This is a genomic window from Providencia sp. PROV150 (assembly GCF_028481025.1).
Taxonomy (GTDB): domain Bacteria; phylum Pseudomonadota; class Gammaproteobacteria; order Enterobacterales; family Enterobacteriaceae; genus Providencia; species Providencia hangzhouensis.
Map to the genome: position 1 here is coordinate 1 of NZ_JAMPPJ010000020.1, position 22,998 is coordinate 22,998.

Consider the following 22,998-nt stretch of genomic DNA (forward strand, 5'->3'; position numbering starts at 1 on the left):
CATGATACGTTGTGGGATTTTTATTTTGTGGCGGAATTATTTATTCTTGCTATCTATTCGTGGTCTTTATTCGGCTTGAAATTATATCGTAAGTCACTGGTTAAGTAATCGACATTTGAGAAAAGTACACTCATCAATATTTGACATAAGGCTGAAACCGCTTCAATATTAGTCAATGACCTACCTTTTCGTGATCTTGCGCACGAATTTATTAACGCTGTATTTAACTTTCTTGTCATACTCTAGGGATGGTAGTTTCCCCCGTTATTATTTAAGGTTCACATAAATAATGAAAAAAAGAACAATAGCACTGATTTTGCTGATGCTTATCTTAATAGCAGCAGCGGCACTTTTTCATTCCCATAACCAATACTTATTGTTACAGGGGGAAGTCGATGCACCTGAAGTTATCGTAACCTCGAAAGCAAAAGGGCGGGTGATTGGGCGCCATATTGAGCGTGGTGATGATGTAAAACAAGGGCAACTTCTCTTAACATTAGAAAGCCCTGAGCTACAGGCGCAGTATGCAGCATCAAAAGCGGCAAGAGACCAAGCAAAGGCGCAGCTAGAACTCTCTATTAATGGTACTCGCGAAGAAACTATTCGTGATCTTCAAGCCACCTTGGCACAAGCCAACTCTCAATATCAAAATGCCTCTCGTGAATATGCTCGTTTAAGTAATTTAAAAAACAAAGGGTATGTTTCAGCGAATGAGTTAGATAACGCACGTAAGGCCAAAGAAGTGGCATTTTCGCAAGTTCAAGGGGCAAAAGCACGGTTAGAAGAAGGTTTACATGGTGACCGTATTGAATTACGTCAGCAATATGAGGCGGCGCTTGACCAAGCAGAACAAAAATTGGCTGAATTGCAAGTTCAGGTGGATGATTTGCAAGTTAAAGCCCCGGTTGATGGGGAAGTAGGACCTATCCCCGCTGAAATTGGCGAACTATTTAATGCAGGAAGCCCTTTGGTCTCATTAATACGCCTGCCGCAAGCTTATTTTGTCTATAACTTGCGTGAAGATATTTTAGTTGATGTGAAAAAAGGCGATAAAGTACAGCTGGATATCCCAGCGTTGGGTAATAAGGTGGTTGAAGCTGAAATTCGTTATATTGCACCAAAAGGTGACTATGCTACTAAGCGAGCAACACGTGCAACGGGTGACTTCGATTTAAAAACATTTGAAATTCGCTTATATCCTGTAGAGCCGATCGAAGGGTTAAGGCCTGGCATGAGTGTGTTATGGCACTGGGATAAGTAAAAGGTGTTGCCATGAAATTTAAGTTCGCTTGGCACGGTTTTGAGCACGCCTTTAGCCGTGAAACCCAAATGGCTATTCGTAGCCCTGTTTTTCATTGGTTAAGTTGGCTGTTTCCATTAATGCTGTTTACGTTAGTTAGCGCTAACTTTTCAGAGGGGACATTAATGGATTTACCCGTTTCTGTGGTGGATGACAACCATAGCCCCGTGTCTCGGCAAATTATTCGTGACCTTAACGCAGGCCCGCACGCTGATGTAAAAACGATTGATGATAATTTGAGTACGTCATTAAAAAGACTCGGTAGTTCAAAAGATTACGCGTTATTGTATATTCCTCATAACTTTGAAGAAGATGTCTTACGGGGGCGTCAGCCTGAGCTGCGGATGTATTATAATGCGCTCTTTTATGCATCAGGTAGTTATGCGATTCAAGATTTTAGTGGGCTAGTGGCAGAGCTGAATGCGAAGTATCGCCAAGAAATGGCTAAGTCCATGGGAAAGGCATTGCCGCCATTAGCTCAAGTCACACTTTCTTATGACAGTTTGTTCAACCCGAGCGGTAGTTATATTTATTATCAACAGTTTGCTGCAACTATTCATATGCTACAGCTATTTGTTGTTACCGCAACAATCTACACCATGTCACGAGGTTCTACCTTACAAAGTGTTAAACCGTTTGTCATGGCGTTACTTGGGAAGTTAGCTCCTTACACCTTATTTTTCAGTATATTGCTCGCCGTAGAGATTGCGGCGCTAGTCACTATTTTTGATGCTAAAGTGGTAGGGAACCCGTTATATATGATTGTATTAGGGTTTTTCTATGTGATAGCAGCGCAAAGTATCGGTTTATTGCTGTTTAGTTTTACCTCAAGTGCCATCATGGCGTATAGCTTGATAGGGATGCTGGTGAGTATCGCCTTAGCCTTTTCGGGTATGGCTGTGCCTGAGCTATCAATGATATTGCCTGCACAGATTATTTCTAATATTGAACCACTTACACATACATTGAATGCTATGTTTGATATTTTCTTGCGGGAGATTTCTTTTACTCGCATCGTTCAAGTGTGTCTATTTTTATTGATTTACCCATTTGTGATTGGCTTTTTAATCCGTAAGCGACTAGTAAAACGGTTAGAAAACCAAGGAGGGGTTGTCTAATGGCTATCTATTTTGCAACCTTTCGTAAAGTGCTGCTGGGGATGTTGGAAAAACCGATGTGGCTGTTATTATTGGTTTCTCTGTGCGTTATGAGCTTAGTTTATGCCAAGCCTGTTCTTTGGGACTTACCTGTTGCCGTTATTGATATGGACCACAGCACAGCAAGTCGTGAGTTAATCCGTGATCTTGATGCGACGCCGAAGGTGCAATTGCAGAGTTATGATAACCTTGCTCAAGCTCGTCAGGATATGATTGCGAGAAAGTTATTTGCGATAATTATCATTCCAACAGATTTTCAACAACACTTATTGAGTGGTAAAAATATCACTGTGCCAGTGTATGGTGATGGCACCAACCGGCTAGCAAGTGGGCAAATTCAGCAAGAGTTATCAAAAGCCTACCAAACACTGCTCAATGCCTATAACACCCAGTTACTCACTAAAGCAGGCTATAGCCAAGAGCAAGCGAAAGTGATTATTACCCCTATTCGCAGTGAAACTGAGCCACTGTATAACCCAGGGATCAGCTTCGCAGCAATCGTTTTTCCTGGCTTGTTAGTGATGTTATTACAGCACTCCCTGTTGATTGCCTGTGTGCGAGTCAGTATCGCGGTCCGTTCTACGCCGAAAGGAAAACCGCCATTAGCCGTTTATTTAGGGGCGCTATCTGCTTTAATTCCGATTTGGTTATTTTTATCTACCGTATTTTTTGCCCTTTGGCCGTGGGTATTGGGTTACCGGCAAGAAGCGCCATTGTATGTGATTTGGATGTTCACGTTCCCATTCCTCTTGGCTGTTCTGGGGCTTGGCAAGTTAGTGACGGAATGTTTGCGCAGTGTCGAAATGATTTATTTAACTTTGGCATTTATTACGACCCCTGTGTTTTATATGTCAGGTACGATTTGGCCACTGCAAGCGATGCCTGATTGGGTTCGTATGATTGCATCAGCACTACCATCAACATGGGCCACAAACGCTATGGCAGGTCTTAACCAAATGGGACTACCGTTTAGCGATGTCCTGATGGATATCGTGATGATGCTGATTTTAGGGGTTATTTATACGGTCATTGGGGTATTTATTGGTATGCTCCGAGATGGCGAACTGCGTCATATTAGCCATATGTTTAACCGCTGGCGCAGGCATCGGCATTAATATTTAATCGTGTTTATGGTCTATTAGAAAAGGCGGCCTAAAGAAATAATGACTAATTAATCGACAAATGCTAAACTCAACCACAATGTAGTCACAATGTAGCTACGTTTGATATGTGTAGGGGGATGATATGTCAACACTATTGAAAACAACAGATGTTCGTAGTCGAATTGATGAACAATTAAAAGCGGAAGCCACGAGTGTATTACAAGATTGTGGTTTGACTATTAGCGCAGCTATTCGTTTGTTTTTAGAACAAGTAGTTCAAGAGCAAAGAGTTCCCTTTGAAATCAAACGTAAGCAACCTTCGCTGAAAACTACACTAGCGTTGAAAGAAGCTAAAGCTATTGAGCAGTACTACGATTCAATTAACGAAATGATGGTGGAGTTAAGCAAAGTTGACTCAGAAGCCAAGTAATAAGCGAGCTAAGCAACCAAGGCAGGTTGCTTATACACCAACGTTTAAGGAGTCATGGGAACGATATAACCGAGCGGGCCGTAGGGATATGAATGCGGCTGTTCTCGTTATGGAAATACTGTTTTCTCAAAAAATAATACCAAAAGAATATCTTGACCATGAATTAGAAGGTCATGAATGGCAAGGAGCTAGGGAGCTTCATATTGGTGGTGATTTCTTACTGGTTTATCGCTTGTCAGATAAAGGTAATTTAATCACTTTCGTTGATATTGGTTCGCACAGTGAATTATTTGGTTAAGGTAATGAGCTATAGTTCGAGCTCATTACCTATTGTATATCAAGGCACTAGCAACAACCCTGCAATTTGCCGCCAATAGCCATTGCAGTTTTGATTTACGATATTTAGCGGAATATCCCCACTTTCATTGGCTTTAAACTGTTTTATTATCTCAAGGGATTCTATACTTTCAGGGGAAATGCGTACAATATCTACAAGGTCATGCATTGAATGCAGGTCATTGCCAAGGTTATAGCAAGCACCACTGAGCGTTTGAATGCCATTCAATGTAAACACCTGTTGATGTTCTTGGGAAAGCACCTTGCGCCCTTGTGGGTAGTTTATACAGCAAGTTTCACACTCGTCTTTTTGCTTATTTTCAGAGCGCGCAGTAAAACAGCGTGCGGAATAGGCAAGTGGTAAGTGACCGTAGCTCATCACTTCAACATCAAATTTGCCACGAATACCGATATCATCACATTGGTGAAGTAAATTGACTAGCCAATCACGAGAAAGCTCTACAGGCATACACCAGCGCACCATGCCTTGGCGTAAGAGAATATTTAAGGTTTGTGCGTTATAGCAATTCAAACCGTGGCCCGCGACAAAAGGAAGTCCTCTCTCGGCTAACATGTTGACCACACCAAAATCATGCGCTTCAACGAGAAACTCGCCATTATCAACTAACTTGCTGATCTCTTTAAGTTCTGAAGGTGCTTGAAGGAGAGCAAGGGTGCTCAGCACAATCTGTTTACCACTTTTCGCGAGTTGTTGTGCGAGTTCTATCCAATCATTGGGCTTCATTTCTCGACGTTTACTGCACACAGTCTCACCGAGATAGATAATATCGGCGTCACTTTGAACGGCGTGTTGATAAAAATCTTCCAGCGTTTGCTTTGGCCAGTAATAAAGAATAGATCCTAACGAGTACTGCATGATATTTACCTTTTAAATTACTGCCATTTACGATGATAGGCACCCAATGTAGTTTGGCTTCCTTCAGAAAGCCCACCTAATGCTTTTAGCCATTTAGGATCGGTGACAAAGTTATTCGGGTTGGATTTGTAACGGTCGATGGCTTGGCGCCAAATACGGGTCACTTCAGTCACGTAAGCAGGGCTGCGCTGGCGGCCTTCAATTTTGACAGAGGCAATATTCGCTGCCATTAATTCAGGTAATAATTCAATGGTGTTGAGGCTGGTGGGCTCTTCAAGGACATGATATTTCTGTTCATCGACAAGATAACGTCCTTTACATAGTGTTGGGTAACCGGCATTTTCATCTTTTTGGTAACGGTCTATCAACACATTATTAAGGCGTGATTCCATTCCTTCCTCAGTTTGTTGCCAACGAACAAAACGGGCTGGAGAGCAGGCTCCTACGGTATTTGGCGACTCACCCGTGAGATAAGAAGACAGATAGCAGCGGCCTTCAGCCATGATGCATAAACTACCAAAAGCAAACACTTCAAGCGGTACAGGGCTATTTTTGGCTAATTGTTTCACTTGGTGAATAGATAGCACGCGCGGCAGGACGACACGATGGACTTGAAAATTACGTTCATAGAAGCGTATGGCTTCAGTATTGGTCGCAGAGGCTTGAACAGAAACATGCCTTTCAATATGCGGGTATTTATTTGCCGCGTACTCTAACATTGCGATATCGGCTAAGATCAAGGCATCGGCACCGAGATCCGCAGCAAGATCGACAGAGTTTTGCCAACGTTCGTAACCGTTAGGGTGCGCAAATGTATTAATCGCAATATGTAATTTTCGTTTACGGTTATGGATATAGCGCTCAGCTTCGTGCAGTTTTTTTTCAGTAAAATTGAGTCCTGCGAAATGGCGCGCATTGGTATCATTTTTTAATCCAATATAAACGGCATCAGCACCGTTATCGACAGCCGCTTTTAACGCGGGCAAATTCCCTGCGGGGCAGAGTAATTCCATTGTCCTATCCCTGTATAAAATTTAATAGCTGCCATTCTAGTCAACAGAACTGTTATAGATTTTGATTTAGAGCAGAGAAATTGTTAATGGATATCAGTATTCGTTAATTAAGGTTGTTAGGGAAATAAGGGGACTGGTGGGTAATAAAGAAACTGTATCAAATAGTAGAGAATAAGTTTATTAAATAGGGAAAATAAATCATTTTTGACTAAATTTTGAACGTTAATTGGATAGTATCGGTAATTAGAGATAGTTTTTTATCAATGGAAAGTGAGAAATAAATATTGGCGGGATGGGCAAAAATTGATATAGGATCAAACCAATAATGTCATTTTTTGGCAAGATAACTTATCGTGAGTCAAATGTTAGGTTAATGACTTCAATAAATGGGGTTATTAGCGTTGAAAATTTAATCATCTAAATATGCAATATGTTACCCTAAATAATTCGAGCTGCTACTGCGGTTAAGTAGTTACACGAAAACGGGCAGACAATTACTACGGGAGTCAGTACTGTGTTAGGTAAAATTCGTTCTCAACTCATCACAAAAGGCCCTTCATTTTTGAAACTGCCTTTAAAAGTGACCCCATTCGCATTACAGCGTCAGGTTCTCGAGCAGTTGCTAAGTTGGCAATTTCGTGAATCAGTAAAAGAAGGGGAACTTGATTTTCTCGAAGACAAATGGCTAAAAGTTGAAGTTCGTGACTTAGCATTAGTCTGGTTTATCAGTTTGCAAGATGGTCAATTGTCTGTAAAACAGCATGCCGAGGCTGATGTTAGTGTGAGTGGTAATGCGAATGATCTAGTACTGATCGCCGCGCGCAAAGAAGACCCCGATACGCTCTTTTTCCAACGTAGATTGGTGATTGAAGGGGACACTGAGCTCGGACTCTATGTGAAGAATTTAATGGATGCTTTCGAACTCGAAAACATGCCAGCACCGCTGCGTTTTGCTCTATTACAATTAGCCGATGTGATTAAAACCGTGCATGAAGCTGAGGACGCAGAGCATAAATCGCCTGCGTTAACTTCATGCTAATTCGAGTTGAAATCCCTGTCGATGCAATGGGTATTGATAAATTATTGCGTGAAACGTTTCCAACTGAAGCGGAAGCTAACCTTGTTCAACATTTGCGTGAGGATGGTTTGTTAACTCTCGGGGTTGTGGCAACAAATGATGATGGTGAAGTGATTGGCTATGTTGGCTTCACACCCGTTGATGTTAACGACGAAGACGTACAATGGGTAGGTCTTGCGCCATTAGCGGTAAGTAAAGCGCATCAAGGCCAAGGGATCGCAGAAAAACTGGTCTACGAAGGGTTAGATAGCCTTAATGAGTTTGGTTATGGTGCTGTCGTTGTACTGGGAGATGAACGCTACTATTCGCGTTTTGGTTTTGAACCGGCTTCAAGCCACGGCGTAAGCTGCCAATGGCCTGAACAACAGGCTCATTTTTTGGTTTGTGGCTTAGAAAATGGCGAAATCGGGGAACACCAAGGTTTGGTGACTTACTCTTCACACTTCAATAATTTATAGTTAGCTAAGTAGTCAGTTAAATCATCAGGCTGGTCAATGACCAGCCTTTCTTTTATCTTTTTATTCAGTTGCTTAACTTGATATTCTATTTTTGACGCGGCTGAGCGAGAACCAATAAAACAAGAAAATACCAGTTCTAGTGGCATTTTTCCTTTCAATGCTTTTGCCCCTGTTCCTGCCTTATGTTGCTCAAAACGACGTTGTACATCGGTGGTGATACCACAATACAAGGCGTTATTTTTCTCTCTTACTAAGTAAAGATACCAATCACTTTGTTTTGATTGTTTTTTTTCTAGGGTTGTTTTTATCATTCTGTGCTGATTTATAAGAAGAAAACATTAGGTTAACAACGAATATATTCGTTAAGTAAGATATTTATAACACATTAAAATTTAAATAAAAAATGATATAAAACTGTCACAAAGTTGTAACCTCAACCTAAGTTAATATTCAAATTATTTGAATAACTATAGCAAAATTAGCTAATTTTCTTTTCAAAATAAAGCGCATAATATGATCCATATCACAGAGGGACAGTAAAAATCCCAACTAAAAATCAATTTTACAAGAAGGTATATACAATGAAAAAATCAACATTATTAGCTGCTGCTTTAACTTTAGGTGCCGTTTCATTTGGCTCAATGGCTGCTGAAGAAGTTCAACATACTAGTCAGCCAGCAGCTGGTTATGTCTCAGTAACGGGTGCTGTGAGTGTAAATGACCTGACCGCACAATTGGCCAAAAAAGCTGATGAAGCTGGCGCAACCTCATTCCGTGTGATTTCTGCTGGCGGTGAGAATAGCATGAGTGGTACTGCGGCTATTTATAAGTAACTCTATTCGTCATATTTACTCGTCATACTTCGAGCCGTAGCGTTGTTGGCCGCGTTCATTCGCACTAGTCACATACTTATGTATGCTCCTAGCGTCTCGTTCACTTGCCGCCTAGCTACAACTCGAATTATTTAGAGTAAAGGCTTGGGGGATATAGTGTAAAAACCCAAGTTAATTAGAGTGATAAAACTAATTAGAACCATTTTTTAATTAGTTAGGCTATAGTAATAGCGAATTTTATGCCTACGTTCAGAACAGTTTAAGCAAGCTTAGGGGTAACCCGAAAGCTTGTTCTGAACGGGTTTATATGGAAACCGCTATGACGCCTGAACAAACTTTAAAACACATCCAACGCTATATTGCTCGCCAACACGTTTTTTCCCTTTTTGCTCATCACAACAATGATATCTGGCCTGCCAGTTGTTACTATGCATTTGATGCGAAAAAGATGTGCCTGATTTTAATGACTGATTCAAGCTCAAAACATGGGCAGCTAATGGTGGCTAACCCGCACGTGGCTGGCACAATATCGGCGCAAACCAAAGCCGTGAATACAATACAAGGCATTCAATTTACAGGTGAAATTAAAATATTAGAAAGTGAGGAAGCACAGTTCGCTCGCAGTTTCTACTGCCGCCGTTTCCCTGTGGCAATAGTAGCGAAACTGCCTGTTTGGCAGCTTCACTTGCAGAATATCAAAATGGTGGATAATAAATTAGGTTTTGGCACCAAGCTATATTGGGAATGCCAAATTTAACGAAGCCTATGGATCACCTGATTTGAGCTACCGCGCCAAATTAAGCGCGGGTCATGTAAATCCTGCTCAAATTTACCGTCAATCACGGTATTGACAAAACTCACCACTTTTTGCTGTTCAAGCGTAAAATCACCCAATGTGTATCCTGTCCATAACCAGATGTCTTTATCTGGGCAAACGGCTTTAACGCGTTTTACCAACTTGAGCACCGCAGGTAAATTGGCTGGGTGTAGCGGATCTCCGCCAGAGAGGGAAAGCCCTTGCCGACGAATACGCGTATCCTGCAAATCTTGGATAATCTGGTCTTCCATTTCTTGGGTGAATGGTATGCCTGAATCCACTCGCCATGTACTTTGGTTGTAGCAACCACGGCATTGATGAACGCAGCCTGCGACAAACAGCGTACAGCGAGTTCCTGGACCATTGACCACATCAACAGGATAATATTGGTGATAATTCATGGCATTAACCTATTTGGCCGTTACCTAAATGTTTAATACGACGTTTGACTTCCTCTTGTTTTCCTGCATTAAATGGCCTTGCATCTGGGCTGCCTAAATAGCCACAGACACGGCGGATAACTGAAACTCGGTTAGTGTCATGATTACCACAAGCCGGGCAGGTAAAACCTTTGCTGGTGCAGGAAAATTCACCGGAGAAACCGCATTCATAACACTCATCAATGGGGGTGTTAGTCCCATAATAAGGCACATGTTGATAGCTGTAGTCCCACACGTCTTCTAAGGCTCTAACATTATGTTGTAAGTTTGGGTATTCGCCATAACAGATAAAACCGCCATTCGCGAGCGCAGGGTAAGGCGCTTCAAAATCAATTTTATCGTAAGGATTCACCTGTTTTTCAACATCTAAGTGGAAGCTGTTTGTGTAGTAGCCTTTGTCGGTAACACCTTGTATCACACCAAATTCAGCGGTGTCGATACGGCAAAAACGGTCACACAAGTTTTCACTTGGTGTGCTGTATAAACTGAAACCATAGCCTGTTTGGGCTTTCCACACATCAGTGGCTTGGCGTAAGTGGCTGACAATTTCGACGGCTTTTTCACGCAATTTTTCATTATCATAGACATGAGTCTGTGTGCCAAAAAGTGCATTGATGGTTTCATGCAACCCAATGTAACCTAAAGAAATAGATGCACGACCATTTTTGAAGATCTCAGCGACGTTATCATCCGCTTTTAAGCGAACTCCACAAGCGCCTTCCATATATAAAATTGGCGCAACGCGAGCTTTTACGGTTTCTAAACGGGCAATGCGAGTCATTAAGGCTTTTTTGGCAATAGCTAAGCGATCATCCAGTAATGCCCAAAATGCATCTTCATTGCCTTGAGCTTCGATAGCAATACGAGGCAAATTGAGGCTGATAACCCCTAAATTGTTGCGCCCATCATGAATTTGTTGCCCATTTTCTTCATAGGTACCAAGGAAACTGCGGCAGCCCATTGGCGTTTTAAATGACCCAGTAACATCAACGACGCGGTCGTAATTAAGAATGTCAGGATACATACGCTTACTGGCACACTCTAAAGCGAGTTGTTTGATATCGTAATTAGGGTCGCCTAGCTTATGGTTTAGGCCATCTTTAATTGCAAATACGAGCTTAGGGAAAACGGCCGTTTTACGGTTTTTACCAAGTCCCGCAATGCGGTTTTTCAGAATAGATTGCTGAATTAATCGTGCTTCTTTAGAGGTTCCGAGACCAAAACCAAAGGTGACAAACGGGGTTTGGCCATTTGCGGTGTGAAGCGTATTGACTTCATACTCTAAGGATTGAAAGGCGTCGTAACACTCTTTATCGGTGCGGCTGTGTGCATAACCTTCTGCGTCTGCTATTCCCCATTCTTTGGCGACTTTTAGGTGCTTTTCGTAGCTGATAGCGACATATGGCGCTAAAATTTCGTCAATACGGTTAATGGTTGTGCCTCCATAAATATGGCTCGCAACCTGTGCAATAATTTGTGCTGTAACAGCTGTTGCGGTTGAAATAGACTTTGGTGGCTCTATTTCTGCATTTCCCATTTTAAACCCGTTAGTTAACATGCCTTCAAGGTCAATTAACATACAGTTAAACATCGGGAAGAACGGCGCATAGTCGAGATCATGATAGTGAATTTCACCACGTTCGTGTGCGATAACGACATCTCTCGGCAAAATATGTTGTTTTGCATAGTGTTTAGCGACAATACCAGCGAGTAAATCGCGTTGTGTCGGGATCACTTTACTGTCTTTATTGGCATTTTCATTGAGTAAAGAGACATTACTTTGTTCGATTAGCCCACGAATGTCATGTGTCAATTGGCTGCGTTTTTCACGTTCGCTGTCTCTGTCGTGGCGATATTCAATATAAGCACGGGCTAAGTCTTTATAAGGCCCTGCCATCAATTGGTTTTCGACAGCATCTTGAATGTCAGCGATATCCACTCGGTCACGGCTGCAAAGTTGCTCTGTAACAACAGAAGCAACCTGAAGACAATAATCGTCATCCTTAACATTCACAGCAGCCGCTGCACGTTTAACGGCTTCCTGAATTCGTGGAAGGTCAAAACCGACCTGACAACCATCTCTTTTTATAACAACCGTTACCACGGGCATTCTCCTTGTTAAGTTATCCACAATACGACCTCAGCTATTCGCCATGTTTACTACGGGGACTAATCTGTGGATAAAATGTGAATAAATACTATATGTTGTGTTGGTTGGTGTAATTAAAGCACAATATGTGGGGTTTTGCTTTTATTTAGATCGCCAACATTTGATTTAAAACAAAGAAAAAAATAATTTGTATGAAGATCAAAAGCGCAGAGGAAATAAATCTTTTCAGTTGCCAGTATTCATTTCAGTGAGCTAAATAAAAAAAGAGATGTGATTTTCTTTATTTGTAAACCATGAAAATGACCATTGTGGCGGGGAGTTTATTCTGTATCGGAGGTAGACAGTAATGAAAGACACCCCACCCAAAGCATGGGGTGTTTGGCTCGAATTAATCGTTATTTACGTACTGCGATTGCTTCGATTTCAATTTTCACGTCTTTTGGCAGACGAGCAACCTCAACGCAAGAGCGCGCTGGGAATGGTGCATTATGTTGTTTGAAAAATTCTTCGTAGGTTGCATTCACTGTCGCAAAGTCATTTAAATCTTTTACAAATACCGTTGTTTTCACGATATTAGCCGCACTTAAGCCAGCTTTTTCTAAAATTGCTTTTACGTTAGCCAGTGATTGGCGAGTTTGTGCTGCGATATCTTCAGGCACTTCACCCGTTTTAGGGTTAACAGGGATTTGCCCTGATGTGATAACCATACTACCCAAATCTACGCCTTGAACGTAAGGACCGATCGCTGCTGGTGCGTTTTCTGTATTGATTTCGTATGACATAACTACTCCGTTTCATCACGTAAAGAAAAAATACTCGTCATATGGTAAGCCACAGCGGTGTTTGTGGCTTAGTGTGACTTTGAGTATAACTTTATGGGGTGTTAGGCGCCATTATAAACATGGATTGCACCTACACAACACCGCAGTCTACGCAAAAACAACCTATTGGTTATTGATCACAGCGTCTCTATCGAACTCTTTTTCGCAGAATTTGCACGTCAGTGCGACTTCTTTGCCGATTTTTTTCACACGGAAACTGCTTGATACAGGTTCATTATGGCTAATACAGTTGCTGTTTGGGCAAATTAACACATTGTCGATATACTGAGGCAGTGTGAGTTCAAGCTTTTCTACCACCTGGTAATCTTCAATACGGTTAACGGTGGCTTCAGGGGCATACATGGCTAATTGGTTAGCTTGCTCTGGGGTTAAAAAGGTATTTTCGATTTTGATAATGTCTTTTTTACCTAGATTGCTTGATGGCAAATTTAAACCAATTGTGATGCGTTCATCTGTTTTTGTTAGTTTAAATAACTTTAGTAATTTGAAACCAATTTGAGCAGGAATGTGGTCAATAACGGTACCGTGGCTGATTGCTTCAACTTGTAATTTATGATCTTGTGTCATGGTATGTCCTCCTCAGATAGCTAATTCTTTATTTAAAACTAGAGATAACAATGCCTGCCTTGCATAAATCCCATTTCCTGCTTGTTGGAAATAGTAAGCATAAGGTGTGCTATCCACATCAACTGCGATTTCATCAACCCGTGGTAGTGGGTGTAAGACTTTTAAATTTGGTTTTGCACAATGCAGGTCAGCCGCACTTAAAATAAATTGTGCTTTCACATTCGCGTATTCAGAGGGGTCGAGGCGCTCTTTTTGTACACGGGTCATATACAGAATGTCGAGTTCTGGCATCACTTCATCAATATTATTATGCAGGCTGTAGGTTGCGCCTTTTTCTTCTAAGATGTGCAGAATATGGTTTGGCATTGAAAGCGCTTCAGGGGCAATAAAGTAGAAGTGATTGCCAACAAATTTAGACAGTGCTTGGGTTAAGGAATGTACGGTTCTGCCATATTTTAGGTCACCGACCATGGCAATTTGTAGGTTTTCTAAACGGTCTTGGGTCTCTTGGATAGTAAACAAGTCGAGTAATGTTTGTGTGGGATGTTGGTTTGAACCATCGCCTGCATTAATGACAGGAATGTGGCCTGCAAACTGGCTTGCAAGGCGAGCGGCACCTTCTTGCGGATGGCGCATGACAATAGCATCGACATATTGGCTGATGACAGAAATGGTATCGGCCAATGTTTCCCCTTTTTTACCAAGAGATGTGTTGGTGCTATCAGAGAAACCAACAACGGAAGCGCCTAAACGATGAATAGCTGTTTCAAATGACAAGCGTGTGCGTGTAGAGGCCTCAAAAAAACAACTTGCGATGACTTTATGTTTTAGAAACTCAGGTTGCGGCTGTTTTTTTAATGAAGCAGCGACATTAAGTACGAGTTCAAGGTCTGAACGATCTAAATCATTAATCGAGATGATATCGCGGTGGTATAAAGGGTTCGGCATTGTTGTTCTCCTGTGTCAGCAAGACATGTTAGGTCTATAGGCCAAAAAAAAGCCCCTCAATTGAGGGGCTTTTCTGTAAATAAGAAGGGGAAAAACAGGCTGTCCAGACCGCCAGAAGGCAGTGCAGTGGAGGTGTTCTCTGTAAAAAATAGAGCAGCAGCGTTCATGGTTTCTCCCGGCAAATTGTGGCGCATTATACGCATCTCATTCCATGACGCAAGCGTTTGCATAAAGAAAAATACATTTTTTTTATTTTTGCGTTTTGGTGAATATTTGAACTAACTGAAAAATGGGAGAAATAGTATCTCTCAATAGGGAATGTGCTGAGCATTGGTGTTTTTTAAACCAAAATTAAATCACATGATTGAATATACAGTACATTTATTTACACACATTTTATGTACGAGTAAGATATTTTTTCTTTTTAATTAAATATGATCATTATGAAATCACGACTTTTTATTCTATTGGCATTCCTTCTTTCTGGCTGTTCATCTGTTTGGGTACCTGTTTCCGGTGGCTCAAAATTCACTCAAGCTGAGGCGAATGCAGTTTGTAAACCTGAAGCCCTTCATTTGTACCCAATCAAAAATGAAGTTGCGCAGCGCTCTGTTATGTCTTATGTCGAAAAAAAATGCAAAAAAGATGATGATTGTGGCAAAGACAAAACTTATAAAGAACAAACACCAGTTATGGAAAGCTATGTGATTGATGTCAATGAAGATACCCGTAATAATTATTACTTGGAATGTATGGTATCCAAAGGCTGGACAAAAAAAGATAAGTATATGTGGGAATAGTATACAGGCCGCTAAATAGCCCAGTAGGTAGAGGTTACTTGGCTATTTAGCGTGATAACTTTTATTTTTGCCCAAGCCTTTTTGCTACTTTCTCTAATTTCATCATTAGTAATAATGTAATCGAAACTAATACAATCGTTAGTGCCGAACCATCAGCAATATTGCCTCTATCGGTTAAACTGAAAATGGAAACAGGTAATGTCGCCCAGCCCGGGGGATATAACATCATCGTGGCGCCAAGTTCCCCTAAGGACAGTGATAGGCTTAATGCTAATGCTGAAATCATCCATGGCATCAATAGTGGTAGGGTGACATGGCATAAACGATACCAAGGAGAAGCGCCTAAGCTAAAAGCTACATTTTCAATATCGGGAGAAATACGGGTTAACCCAGTGGAAACATTGCTAAACGTAAAAGCAGAAATCAACACAAAATGAGCACTAAATACAATCCAAAAAGTGCCGTTCATCTGTAAATAGCCTTGGCTGAATGCTACAAGGATCCCAAGCCCAATAGACACAGAAGGAATAGCGCTGGGGAGATAAAATGCAATACTCAGCCACTTTTGTATTTTCCCACTGTGTCTTCTTAGTGCTAACGCAGCCCAAAGCCCACAAAACAGCGCAAATAGACTGGCACTAAAACCAACCACTAGGCTGGATAAAATGGCATCCCAAGCTGGCCCACTAAACGCATTCACAAAATGTTCAAAAGTAAAGCCTGAAGGTAAAATGCCATTCCATTGGCGGCTGAAACTCGACATTAAAATCATTACTAAAGGCAGTAAAAACAATAAACCAAATAAGCTGATGGCAATGATAGTGGCAGTGGCTCGTCCTTTTTTAGACCAAATCAACATAATTAATTCCTTACCCCAAGGCGAGTGGTCGCCATTCTGTATAGGAAAAATAACCCGAGTGAAAGCAAGATGTTAATTAAGGCAATCATGCATGCCACGGTATAATCTGACTCTAATATTGCCTTGCTGTATACCATCATCGGCAAGGTATTGACGCCTTTCGCCCCGATAAACAGTACGATGCCAAATTCATTGGTGGTTAACAGCAGGCACAGGCTACCCCCTGCTAATAAAGCGGGAAGCGCCGCAGGGAAAATAACTTGCGCGATAACCCGTGCAGGGTGTGCGCCTAAAATACTTGCCGCTTCTAACTGGCTTTTGTCGATTTGCCGCAGTGCCGCCATAAGGGGACGCATGACTAACGGGGTAAAAACGGTAATTTCTGCCAAAATCACCCCATGGATAGAATAAAGAAACTCAACGGGGGGGAATTCTAAATCAAACAATGCCATCAAGGTGCCATTGAGTAGCCCTGCAGAACCATAAATGAAGGTAAAAGCTAGGGTAATCAAAAAGGTCGGTAGAGCAATAAAAGTATCAATCACTTGCGTGATAAAACGGCTTCCCGGAAAAGGAATAAACACTAAGATCAGTGACAATACACTGCCTATCACAAGGCAACCTAAGGTGGCCAAAATGGCAATGTAGAGTGTATTCCATAACCCATTAATAAAGCGTTTTGACTCAATAAGTTGCCAAAATGCATCCAACCCCCATCTACCCGCCTCATTTTGTAGTGCTTGTTGGGCTATCAACAATAAGGGATAAAAAAACAACGTAACTAACACCAGTAGTGGCGGCAATATCCAATAAATGGGCTTTATCGTTATTGATGAACCTTTTGGCACGCTAATATGTGACATGTTATTCCTCAATTAAAACGGTATCCGCAGGTGAAAACCATAAAGTGAGTTTGTCGCCTATTTTAGGCGGTGAGGCCAAATGGGTGATGGCAACACTCACGGTTTCACCAGCAACATCACAAATTAAATGCGTTAAATCCCCCTGCCAGCGAATAGACGTCAATGTGGCCTGTAATTGATTGGTGGCATTGGAATTTGGTACTAGCGTGATGTGCTGTGGGCGGATACACACCCATTTGTGAGTGCCTGCTCGCATGCCTAATGTATGAGCCTCCAACAATGTTCCACCACAACTGACATTCACTTTTCCAGGGCTTGTTGAAAAACCAAGCGCAGTAGCGGCTAGAATATTGGCTCGGCCTAAAAACTCAGCAGCAAAACGGTTGGGTGGGCGGTGATATAAGGCATTTTTCTCACCATGTGCGACTAAGTAGCCATCTTTCATAATGCCAATTTTATCACCAAGTGCGAGAGCTTCAGTTTGGTCATGAGTCACATAAAGAATAGTTAAATCGGGCAGTTCGCGGTGTAAACGGGCAATTTCTTCAACCATATTATGACGAATTTGCGCATCTAGTGCGGAAAGCGGTTCGTCGAGTAACAGAACACGAGGCCTTACGGCTATCGCTCTAGCAATCGCAACTCGCTGTTGCTGCCCCCCTGAAAGTTGGTGAGGGTAGCGGGTTGCGTAATCCGTCATTCCGACGATTTTAAGGGCTTCAATGACTCGCTCGTTAATGAGTGTTTTAGGTTGTTTCTGAGCTCGTAAGCCAAATGCGACATTCTCTTCCACTTTCATATGGGGAAATAGCGCATAATTTTGTACAACCATACCGAGTCCGCGTTGGTATGGGGGAAGGTGGGTGATATCCATATCACCTAATAAGATGCGCCCGCTGTCAGGTTGAGCAAACCCCGCAATGGCTCGCAATACCGTGGTTTTTCCTGAACCAGACGGGCCAATCAACACCAATATTTCCCCAGAGTCGATGGTTAAATCTAAAGGTTTTAGCACGACATTATTATGATATGAGACACGTAAAGACTCTAATGTGATCCCAGAGTGCTCGGTTTGCTGCATTGCAGTAGTGGCTTTTCGTTTCATCAACATCACAAGTTACTCACCATCAGTGACTTTTTGCCAACGGGAAATATCATCGGATAGGGAAACTTCAACTTCATCCCAATTAGGCTGCCAAGTTTTCACACCTTCTAACATTTGGACAGCGCTCTGGTATTGCTTATCAGATGGTGTGATATCTGAACGAACAGGCATACCCCATGAAAGCTCACTAACACGGCTTTGTGATGGTTTATCCAGCAGGAAATTAATGAGTTTTTTACCGTTTTCGGTTTCAGGGGCATTGTTAACTAAGCCGACAACATAAGGTAAAACCAGTGTACTACGTTCCCCATTGGCATCTTTTGGCCAGAAAATTTGGACATTAGGGTTACGTACCATTTGGGATAAATTCATTTGTAAGTCGCCATTAGCGACATAGAGCTCCCCTTTATTCACGAGGGCGGTAAGCTTACCTGTCGAGGCGGATGGGCCAACGTTATTAGCCTGCAACTTACCGAGATAATCAAACCCTGCGTCTTTGCCATTAAAACTGTGGAAAACTTGTAACATCACTGCAGTACCATCCCCAGCTTGTCCCGGTGTTGAATATTGAAGTTTATTTTTAAAGCGAGAATCGAGTAGGGAGTCCCAATTTTCAGGAGGAGACTTAAGCAGCTTAGCGTTATAGATAAAGGTCAGGTAATTATTGACCAACGGCGTGTAAAAGTGATTTGAATTAGGAATATTTGCTGCATTTTCTGGCGTAAATTCAGCTAATAACTGGTTTTTTGCGGCACGTTGGATAAAAGGCGGAACGGTAATAAGCACATCGGCTTGTGGATTGGTGCGTTCTTTAGCGAGCCTTTCAACGATCGCCCCTGAGCCACTTTCGACATATTGTACTTTAATGCCTGTTTGTTTGGTAAACGCCTCGAACTGATTTTTATACCAACTGTTGTTGCCATCGTGCAGGCCATCAGCGGAGTAAACAGTCACAACATCAGCGGCAAAAACAGAGGTAGAGCAAAGGGTTGCCATTAATAGACCAGCTAAGTAGGTGCGTTTCATGGTTATCTCCTGTTAAGGTAAAATGTATTCTGGTATATACCAGATGTTTTTTACGCTAACGGGTTTATATGACAGAAAGATGAAATGCAGCTAAATAGATAAAATTATTTTCTATAAATAGAAATAATCACAAAGTATCGACTTCGATGCGCAAGCTATCGTGGCGCCAGTATTCAACATCATAATCTAAAATTCGCCCATGTTGGTCATAGTTTAAGCGTTGCAACAATAAGGCTGGACGGCCAACCGTAACCCCCAGTGCTTGTGCTGCTTGGGCAGGCATTGCCGTTGGGTAGAAAGACAAATGCATACTGGTATAGATTAAATTGAAATGAGCTTCGTACACTTCCGTTAAACTGCCGTTGAGGTCGTGGCGTAGCAGTTCAGGAACGCGAGCAGGTAAACAATGGTTCTCACAGTAACAAACGGGCCTGTCATCAGCAAAACGTAGGCGGGTGAGTAAATAAATTTGTTCAAATGATTGAAGTTTTAACGGCTCCATAGCTTCGAGAGGAACGGTAATAACTTTTCCATCCAGTAAAACTGTCTTCGGTTGGCGACCTTGTTCGAGGCAAAGTTTATGGAAATTAGTATTTTGGGTTGGGTCTAACCAAAGGCGCTCAGGTGTGACAAACCAACCACGACGTTCAGACCGGTAAATTGCCCCACTGGATTCTAGCTGTGCCAAACTTTCGCGAATAGTGACACGAGTGGTATTGAAAATGGCACAAAGTTCGCGTTCCGAGGGGAGTTTATCACCACATTTTAGCGAGCCATTTTGAATCTTTTCCTGTAATTGGGCTTTGATAAGCAGATATTGCGGGGCTTCATCCGCTGATAATTTCATGGTTATTTCCTGTCATTGTTTCAGTCATATTATACATAGTTATATGAATTTTTTGTTTCACGAGCACTTTTCCTTTGACCTTTTGAGCAGCCTACGACCATTATAATGGAAATCTGGTATAGACCAATAGGTAAATTGAATGACAAACAATAATTATTTGCTATTAACACCGGGGCCGCTTACGACGTCTAAAACGGTGAAAGAAGCCATGCTGTTTGATAGCTGTACATGGGATGATGATTATAATTTAGGCGTTGTACAAAATATTCGTCAACAATTAGTGGCACTGGCAACGGCCAAAGCAGGGTGTTCTTCGGTCCTGCTTCAAGGAAGTGGAAGCTATGCGGTTGAAGCGGTTTTAGGTAGTGCAATCGGTGATAAAGAGAAAGTTTTGATTATCAGTAATGGCGCTTACGGTGCTCGAATGGCTGAAATGGCTCAGCGATTGGGTGTGGCTCATTGTGTTTATGATTGCGGTGAAGTGTCGTTGCCAGATGTGCAACAGATTGAACAGTTATTGCGACAAGATAGCCAAATCACTCATATTGCGGTGGTGCACTGTGAAACTACGACAGGGATTTTAAACCCGATAGAAAAAGTCGCGAAATTAGCGAAGCAGTATCAAAAACGCTATATCGTGGATGCAATGAGCAGTTTTGGTGGGGTCCCTATGGATGTTGCTGAGCTTAACATTGATTTTTTAATTAGTTCTGCGAATAAATGTATTCAAGGGGTTCCGGGGTTTGCTTTTGTTATCGCCCGTACCGAGGCGCTTGAACGTTGTAAGGGGCGCTCTCGTTCATTATCGCTAGATTTATACGCACAGTGGCGCTGTATGGAAGATTTCCAAGGTAAATGGCGATTTACTTCTCCAACTCATACTGTATTAGCATTTGCCCAAGCACTCAAGGAGTTAGCTAAAGAAGGTGGCGTAGCCGCTCGCTTTCAACGTTATCAAGGGAATCAATACAAGTTGGTGTCCGGTATGCGTAAATTAGGTTTTACCACGTTGTTAGAAGATAGCCTTCATTCGCCAATTATCACCGCATTTTACTCACCAAATTCATCTGATTACCAATTTAAGCAATTTTATCAGAGTTTAAAATCTCAGGGTTTTGTCATTTATCCGGGCAAGGTCTCGCAAAGTGATTGTTTCCGTATTGGAAATATTGGTGAAGTTTATGAAAAAGACATTGATGCATTGTTGTTAGCAATAAAAAAAGCCATTTATTGGGAAAAATAAGGAAAAGAAATGGACCGTATTGAAGCCGTTATTCTTGACTGGGCGGGTACTACTGTAGATTTTGGCTCTTTTGCCCCTACTCAGATTTTCATCGAAGCATTTAAATCTGTGTTTGATATAAATATTACATTGGCTCAAGCGCGCATTCCTATGGGACTAGGAAAATGGCAACATATTGAAGCACTGGGTAAATTGCCTGAAGTAGACGCTTTATGGAACGCAAAGTTTGGCCGCTCAATGAGTAGTGAGGATATCGATAAAATCTACGCGGCCTTTATGCCATTGCAAATTGCTAAAGTTGTCGATTTTGCTGCGCCAATCACCGGAGTTGTCGACACAATCGCTACATTACGCAACCAAAATATTAAAATTGGCTCTTGTTCAGGTTACCCTCGTGCCGTGATGGAAAAGTTAGTTCCAGCAGCAAAGGCATTGGGCTACCAACCCGACTACTGGATAGCAAGTGATGATCTACTTGCTGGTGGGCGTCCGGGACCTTGGATGGCATTACAGAACGTCATTGAGCTAGGTGTTGGTTCCGTATCCGCTTGTATCAAAGTGGATGATGCCGTTCCCGGAATTGAAGAAGGGCGCAATGCGGGAATGTGGAGCGTTGGGTTAGCGGTTTCGGGTAATGAATTTGGTAAAACATGGGATGAATATCAAGGGATGCCAATTGATGAAGTTAACGCGTTGAAACAACAAGCCACAGAGAAGCTATATGCTGCTGGCGCTCATTATGTGATTGATACTTTAGCTGATTTGCCATCAGTTATTGATTGTATCAATGAGCGTTTGGTAAAAGGTGAATGTCCATAATGATAGGTTCCCTCAACTCATTTGCTTGAGTTGAGGGGGGCAATCTAAAATATATTAACAGGCAATTCTGGCGCTAATGTCGCCACCATCACCGCTTTGATAGTATGTAAACGGTTTTCTGCTTGGTCAAAGACAATGCTATAAGGCGATTCAAAGACTTCTTCCGTGACTTCTAAGCCACCAAACATATTGAATTCTTTAGCTAATTGTGCGCCCAATGTGGTGTCTTCATTATGAAAGGCAGGCAAACAATGTAGGAACTTCACATTTGGGTTGCCAGTGAGCTTAATCACATTCATATTCACTTGGTATGGTTTTAATAAATTAATGCGCTGTGCCCATACTTCTTTGGCTTCTCCCATCGATACCCACACATCGGTATAGATAAAATCAGCATCTTTAACGCCTTCGGCGACATCTTCCGTGAGCGTGATTTTCGCACCCGTTTTTTGAGCTAGTGCTTGGCAAGTGTTCACTAAGTCTTCCTCCGGCCAGCAACTTTTTGGCGCAACAAGGCGTAAATCTAAACCTGTGAGAGCAGCAGCTTCTAACATCGAGTTGCCCATGTTGTTACGCGCATCGCCTAAATAGGCAAATTTAATTTCTGAGAATGGCGTATTTGGTCGGTGCTCTTGAATGGTCAGCAGATCGGCTAATAACTGTGTGGGATGGAATTCGTTAGTTAATCCATTCCATACAGGCACTCCCGAATGCGCGGCTAAGAGTTCTACCGTGTTTTGGGCGAATCCACGGTACTGGATACCGTCATACATCCGACCCAACACTCTAGCGGTGTCTTTCATGGTTTCTTTATGGCCGATTTGGCTACCAGAAGGCCCTAAATAAGTGACTCTAGCACCTTGGTCAAATGCTCCAACTTCAAATGCACAGCGTGTCCGTGTTGAGTCTTTCTCAAAAATAAGGGCAAAGTTTTTCCCTGAAAGGAGGGGCTGCTCTGTGCCCGCTTTTTTTTCTGATTTTAACCAAGAAGAGAGTTTTAAAAGTGAATGAATTTCGCTAGAAGTAAAATCAAGTAACCTTAAAAAAGGTTTATTATATAGGGGATTCATAATTGGTAGCCTTTTTGATTTGAATTAATATTCAATTTATATTCATAAAAATTCAAA

At 42.0% G+C, this 22,998-nt stretch carries 26 protein-coding genes; 12 read left to right on the plus strand and 14 right to left on the minus strand.

Annotated elements, in window-relative coordinates; translation table 11 throughout:
- Positions 1-289: 289 nt before the first annotated feature.
- The 5 genes from PSE83_RS13565 (at position 290) to PSE83_RS13585 (ending at position 4,288) form a co-directional block, all read left to right on the plus strand.
- Positions 290-1,261 (plus strand): HlyD family secretion protein, encoded by a 972-nt coding sequence (locus tag PSE83_RS13565; protein ID WP_272660916.1) that lies wholly within the window; start codon positions 290-292, stop codon positions 1,259-1,261.
- Between the two features lie 11 nt (positions 1,262-1,272).
- Complete coding sequence (locus PSE83_RS13570) at positions 1,273-2,418, plus strand: ABC transporter permease (protein ID WP_004905879.1); 1,146 nt, start codon at positions 1,273-1,275, stop codon at positions 2,416-2,418.
- The gene (locus PSE83_RS13575) at positions 2,418-3,572 is read left to right on the plus strand and encodes an ABC transporter permease (RefSeq protein ID WP_004905877.1); all 1,155 of its coding nucleotides are present in this window, start codon (positions 2,418-2,420) and stop codon (positions 3,570-3,572) included. Before PSE83_RS13570 ends, PSE83_RS13575 begins: the two co-directional genes overlap by 1 nt.
- A 130-nt stretch (positions 3,573-3,702) precedes the next feature.
- Positions 3,703-3,990 carry a type II toxin-antitoxin system RelB/DinJ family antitoxin gene (locus PSE83_RS13580; RefSeq protein WP_172767478.1) on the plus strand — a complete coding sequence of 96 codons (288 nt, stop codon included), beginning with the start codon at positions 3,703-3,705 and terminating at the stop codon, positions 3,988-3,990.
- Positions 3,971-4,288, plus strand: coding sequence for a type II toxin-antitoxin system YafQ family toxin (locus tag PSE83_RS13585; protein WP_110591061.1), 318 nt, complete (start codon positions 3,971-3,973; stop codon positions 4,286-4,288). Before PSE83_RS13580 ends, PSE83_RS13585 begins: the two co-directional genes overlap by 20 nt.
- A gap of 39 nt (positions 4,289-4,327) precedes the next feature.
- Here the strand turns inward: PSE83_RS13585 and PSE83_RS13590 are convergent, their stop codons facing one another.
- On the minus strand, positions 4,328-5,203 hold the full coding sequence (locus PSE83_RS13590; RefSeq protein ID WP_164565609.1) for a U32 family peptidase: 876 nt from the start codon (positions 5,201-5,203) through the stop codon (positions 4,328-4,330).
- A gap of 17 nt (positions 5,204-5,220) precedes the next feature.
- The gene (ubiU, locus tag PSE83_RS13595) at positions 5,221-6,216 is read right to left on the minus strand and encodes a ubiquinone anaerobic biosynthesis protein UbiU (protein ID WP_094961644.1); all 996 of its coding nucleotides are present in this window, start codon (positions 6,214-6,216) and stop codon (positions 5,221-5,223) included.
- 514 nt (positions 6,217-6,730) lie between these two features.
- Between ubiU and ubiT the strand changes: the two genes are divergently transcribed.
- Together ubiT and PSE83_RS13605 are read left to right on the plus strand one after the other, a co-directional pair.
- Complete coding sequence (ubiT, locus tag PSE83_RS13600; protein WP_004905868.1) at positions 6,731-7,255, plus strand: ubiquinone anaerobic biosynthesis accessory factor UbiT; 525 nt, start codon at positions 6,731-6,733, stop codon at positions 7,253-7,255.
- On the plus strand, positions 7,249-7,752 hold the full coding sequence (locus PSE83_RS13605) for a GNAT family N-acetyltransferase (RefSeq protein WP_004905865.1): 504 nt from the start codon (positions 7,249-7,251) through the stop codon (positions 7,750-7,752). Before ubiT ends, PSE83_RS13605 begins: the two co-directional genes overlap by 7 nt.
- Here the strand turns inward: PSE83_RS13605 and PSE83_RS13610 are convergent.
- The gene (locus PSE83_RS13610; RefSeq protein WP_004905864.1) at positions 7,725-8,063 is read right to left on the minus strand and encodes a GIY-YIG nuclease family protein; all 339 of its coding nucleotides are present in this window, start codon (positions 8,061-8,063) and stop codon (positions 7,725-7,727) included. The genes PSE83_RS13605 and PSE83_RS13610 overlap by 28 nt on opposite strands.
- 270 nt (positions 8,064-8,333) lie before the next feature.
- On the opposite strand from PSE83_RS13610, the gene bhsA reads away from it, so the two are divergent.
- Both bhsA and PSE83_RS13620 read left to right on the plus strand, forming a co-directional pair.
- Positions 8,334-8,585 (plus strand): multiple stress resistance protein BhsA, encoded by a 252-nt coding sequence (gene bhsA, locus PSE83_RS13615; RefSeq protein WP_172767476.1) that lies wholly within the window; start codon positions 8,334-8,336, stop codon positions 8,583-8,585.
- A 319-nt stretch (positions 8,586-8,904) separates the two neighbouring features.
- On the plus strand, positions 8,905-9,342 hold the full coding sequence (locus PSE83_RS13620; RefSeq protein WP_232806430.1) for a YhbP family protein: 438 nt from the start codon (positions 8,905-8,907) through the stop codon (positions 9,340-9,342).
- Here PSE83_RS13620 and nrdG read toward each other — a convergent pair.
- The 5 genes from nrdG to pyrB all read right to left on the minus strand — a co-directional run bounded on the left by nrdG (position 9,339) and on the right by pyrB (position 14,309).
- Positions 9,339-9,803, minus strand: a complete 465-nt coding sequence (gene nrdG, locus PSE83_RS13625; protein WP_164565608.1) for an anaerobic ribonucleoside-triphosphate reductase-activating protein — start codon at positions 9,801-9,803, stop codon at positions 9,339-9,341. The genes PSE83_RS13620 and nrdG overlap by 4 nt on opposite strands.
- Before the next feature lie 4 nt (positions 9,804-9,807).
- Complete coding sequence (gene nrdD, locus PSE83_RS13630; RefSeq protein WP_272660917.1) at positions 9,808-11,946, minus strand: anaerobic ribonucleoside-triphosphate reductase; 2,139 nt, start codon at positions 11,944-11,946, stop codon at positions 9,808-9,810.
- Positions 11,947-12,347: 401 nt separating this feature from the next.
- Positions 12,348-12,734, minus strand: coding sequence for a 2-iminobutanoate/2-iminopropanoate deaminase (ridA, locus tag PSE83_RS13635; protein WP_004905855.1), 387 nt, complete (start codon positions 12,732-12,734; stop codon positions 12,348-12,350).
- A 162-nt stretch (positions 12,735-12,896) separates the two neighbouring features.
- Positions 12,897-13,361, minus strand: coding sequence for an aspartate carbamoyltransferase regulatory subunit (gene pyrI / locus PSE83_RS13640; RefSeq protein WP_004905852.1), 465 nt, complete (start codon positions 13,359-13,361; stop codon positions 12,897-12,899).
- A gap of 12 nt (positions 13,362-13,373) precedes the next feature.
- Positions 13,374-14,309: an aspartate carbamoyltransferase gene (gene pyrB, locus PSE83_RS13645; protein WP_004905850.1), complete on the minus strand. Its 936-nt coding sequence runs from the start codon at positions 14,307-14,309 to the stop codon at positions 13,374-13,376.
- Between the two features lie 443 nt (positions 14,310-14,752).
- Here pyrB and PSE83_RS13650 point away from each other — a divergent pair, with 443 nt between their 5' ends.
- Entirely contained in the window at positions 14,753-15,109 is a 357-nt protein-coding gene (locus PSE83_RS13650; RefSeq protein WP_036958764.1) for a hypothetical protein, read from the plus strand.
- Between the two features lie 61 nt (positions 15,110-15,170).
- Here PSE83_RS13650 and phnV read toward each other — a convergent pair whose 3' ends face one another.
- From phnV to phnR, 5 genes are all read right to left on the minus strand, one after another.
- A complete protein-coding gene (phnV, locus tag PSE83_RS13655) occupies positions 15,171-15,968 on the minus strand; it encodes a 2-aminoethylphosphonate ABC transport system, membrane component PhnV (protein ID WP_094961639.1) in 798 nt (265 codons plus the stop codon).
- A gap of 2 nt (positions 15,969-15,970) precedes the next feature.
- A complete protein-coding gene (gene phnU / locus PSE83_RS13660; protein WP_004905842.1) occupies positions 15,971-16,831 on the minus strand; it encodes a 2-aminoethylphosphonate ABC transporter permease subunit in 861 nt (286 codons plus the stop codon).
- 1 nt (position 16,832) lies between these two features.
- The gene (gene phnT / locus PSE83_RS13665) at positions 16,833-17,942 is read right to left on the minus strand and encodes a 2-aminoethylphosphonate ABC transport system ATP-binding subunit PhnT (RefSeq protein WP_036958761.1); all 1,110 of its coding nucleotides are present in this window, start codon (positions 17,940-17,942) and stop codon (positions 16,833-16,835) included.
- Positions 17,943-17,948: 6 nt separating this feature from the next.
- Entirely contained in the window at positions 17,949-18,962 is a 1,014-nt protein-coding gene (locus tag PSE83_RS13670) for a 2-aminoethylphosphonate ABC transporter substrate-binding protein (RefSeq protein ID WP_004905840.1), read from the minus strand.
- A 127-nt stretch (positions 18,963-19,089) separates the two neighbouring features.
- Complete coding sequence (phnR, locus tag PSE83_RS13675) at positions 19,090-19,809, minus strand: phosphonate utilization transcriptional regulator PhnR (RefSeq protein ID WP_004905839.1); 720 nt, start codon at positions 19,807-19,809, stop codon at positions 19,090-19,092.
- Between the two features lie 139 nt (positions 19,810-19,948).
- On the opposite strand from phnR, the gene phnW reads away from it, so the two are divergent.
- Both phnW and phnX read left to right on the plus strand, forming a co-directional pair.
- A complete protein-coding gene (gene phnW / locus PSE83_RS13680; protein WP_272660918.1) occupies positions 19,949-21,052 on the plus strand; it encodes a 2-aminoethylphosphonate--pyruvate transaminase in 1,104 nt (367 codons plus the stop codon).
- A 9-nt stretch (positions 21,053-21,061) separates the two neighbouring features.
- Positions 21,062-21,871, plus strand: a complete 810-nt coding sequence (gene phnX / locus PSE83_RS13685; RefSeq protein ID WP_004264342.1) for a phosphonoacetaldehyde hydrolase — start codon at positions 21,062-21,064, stop codon at positions 21,869-21,871.
- Between the two features lie 44 nt (positions 21,872-21,915).
- On the opposite strand, the gene argF is transcribed toward phnX, so the two are convergent.
- On the minus strand, positions 21,916-22,941 hold the full coding sequence (gene argF, locus PSE83_RS13690; protein WP_004264341.1) for an ornithine carbamoyltransferase: 1,026 nt from the start codon (positions 22,939-22,941) through the stop codon (positions 21,916-21,918).
- Positions 22,942-22,998 lie beyond the last annotated feature (57 nt).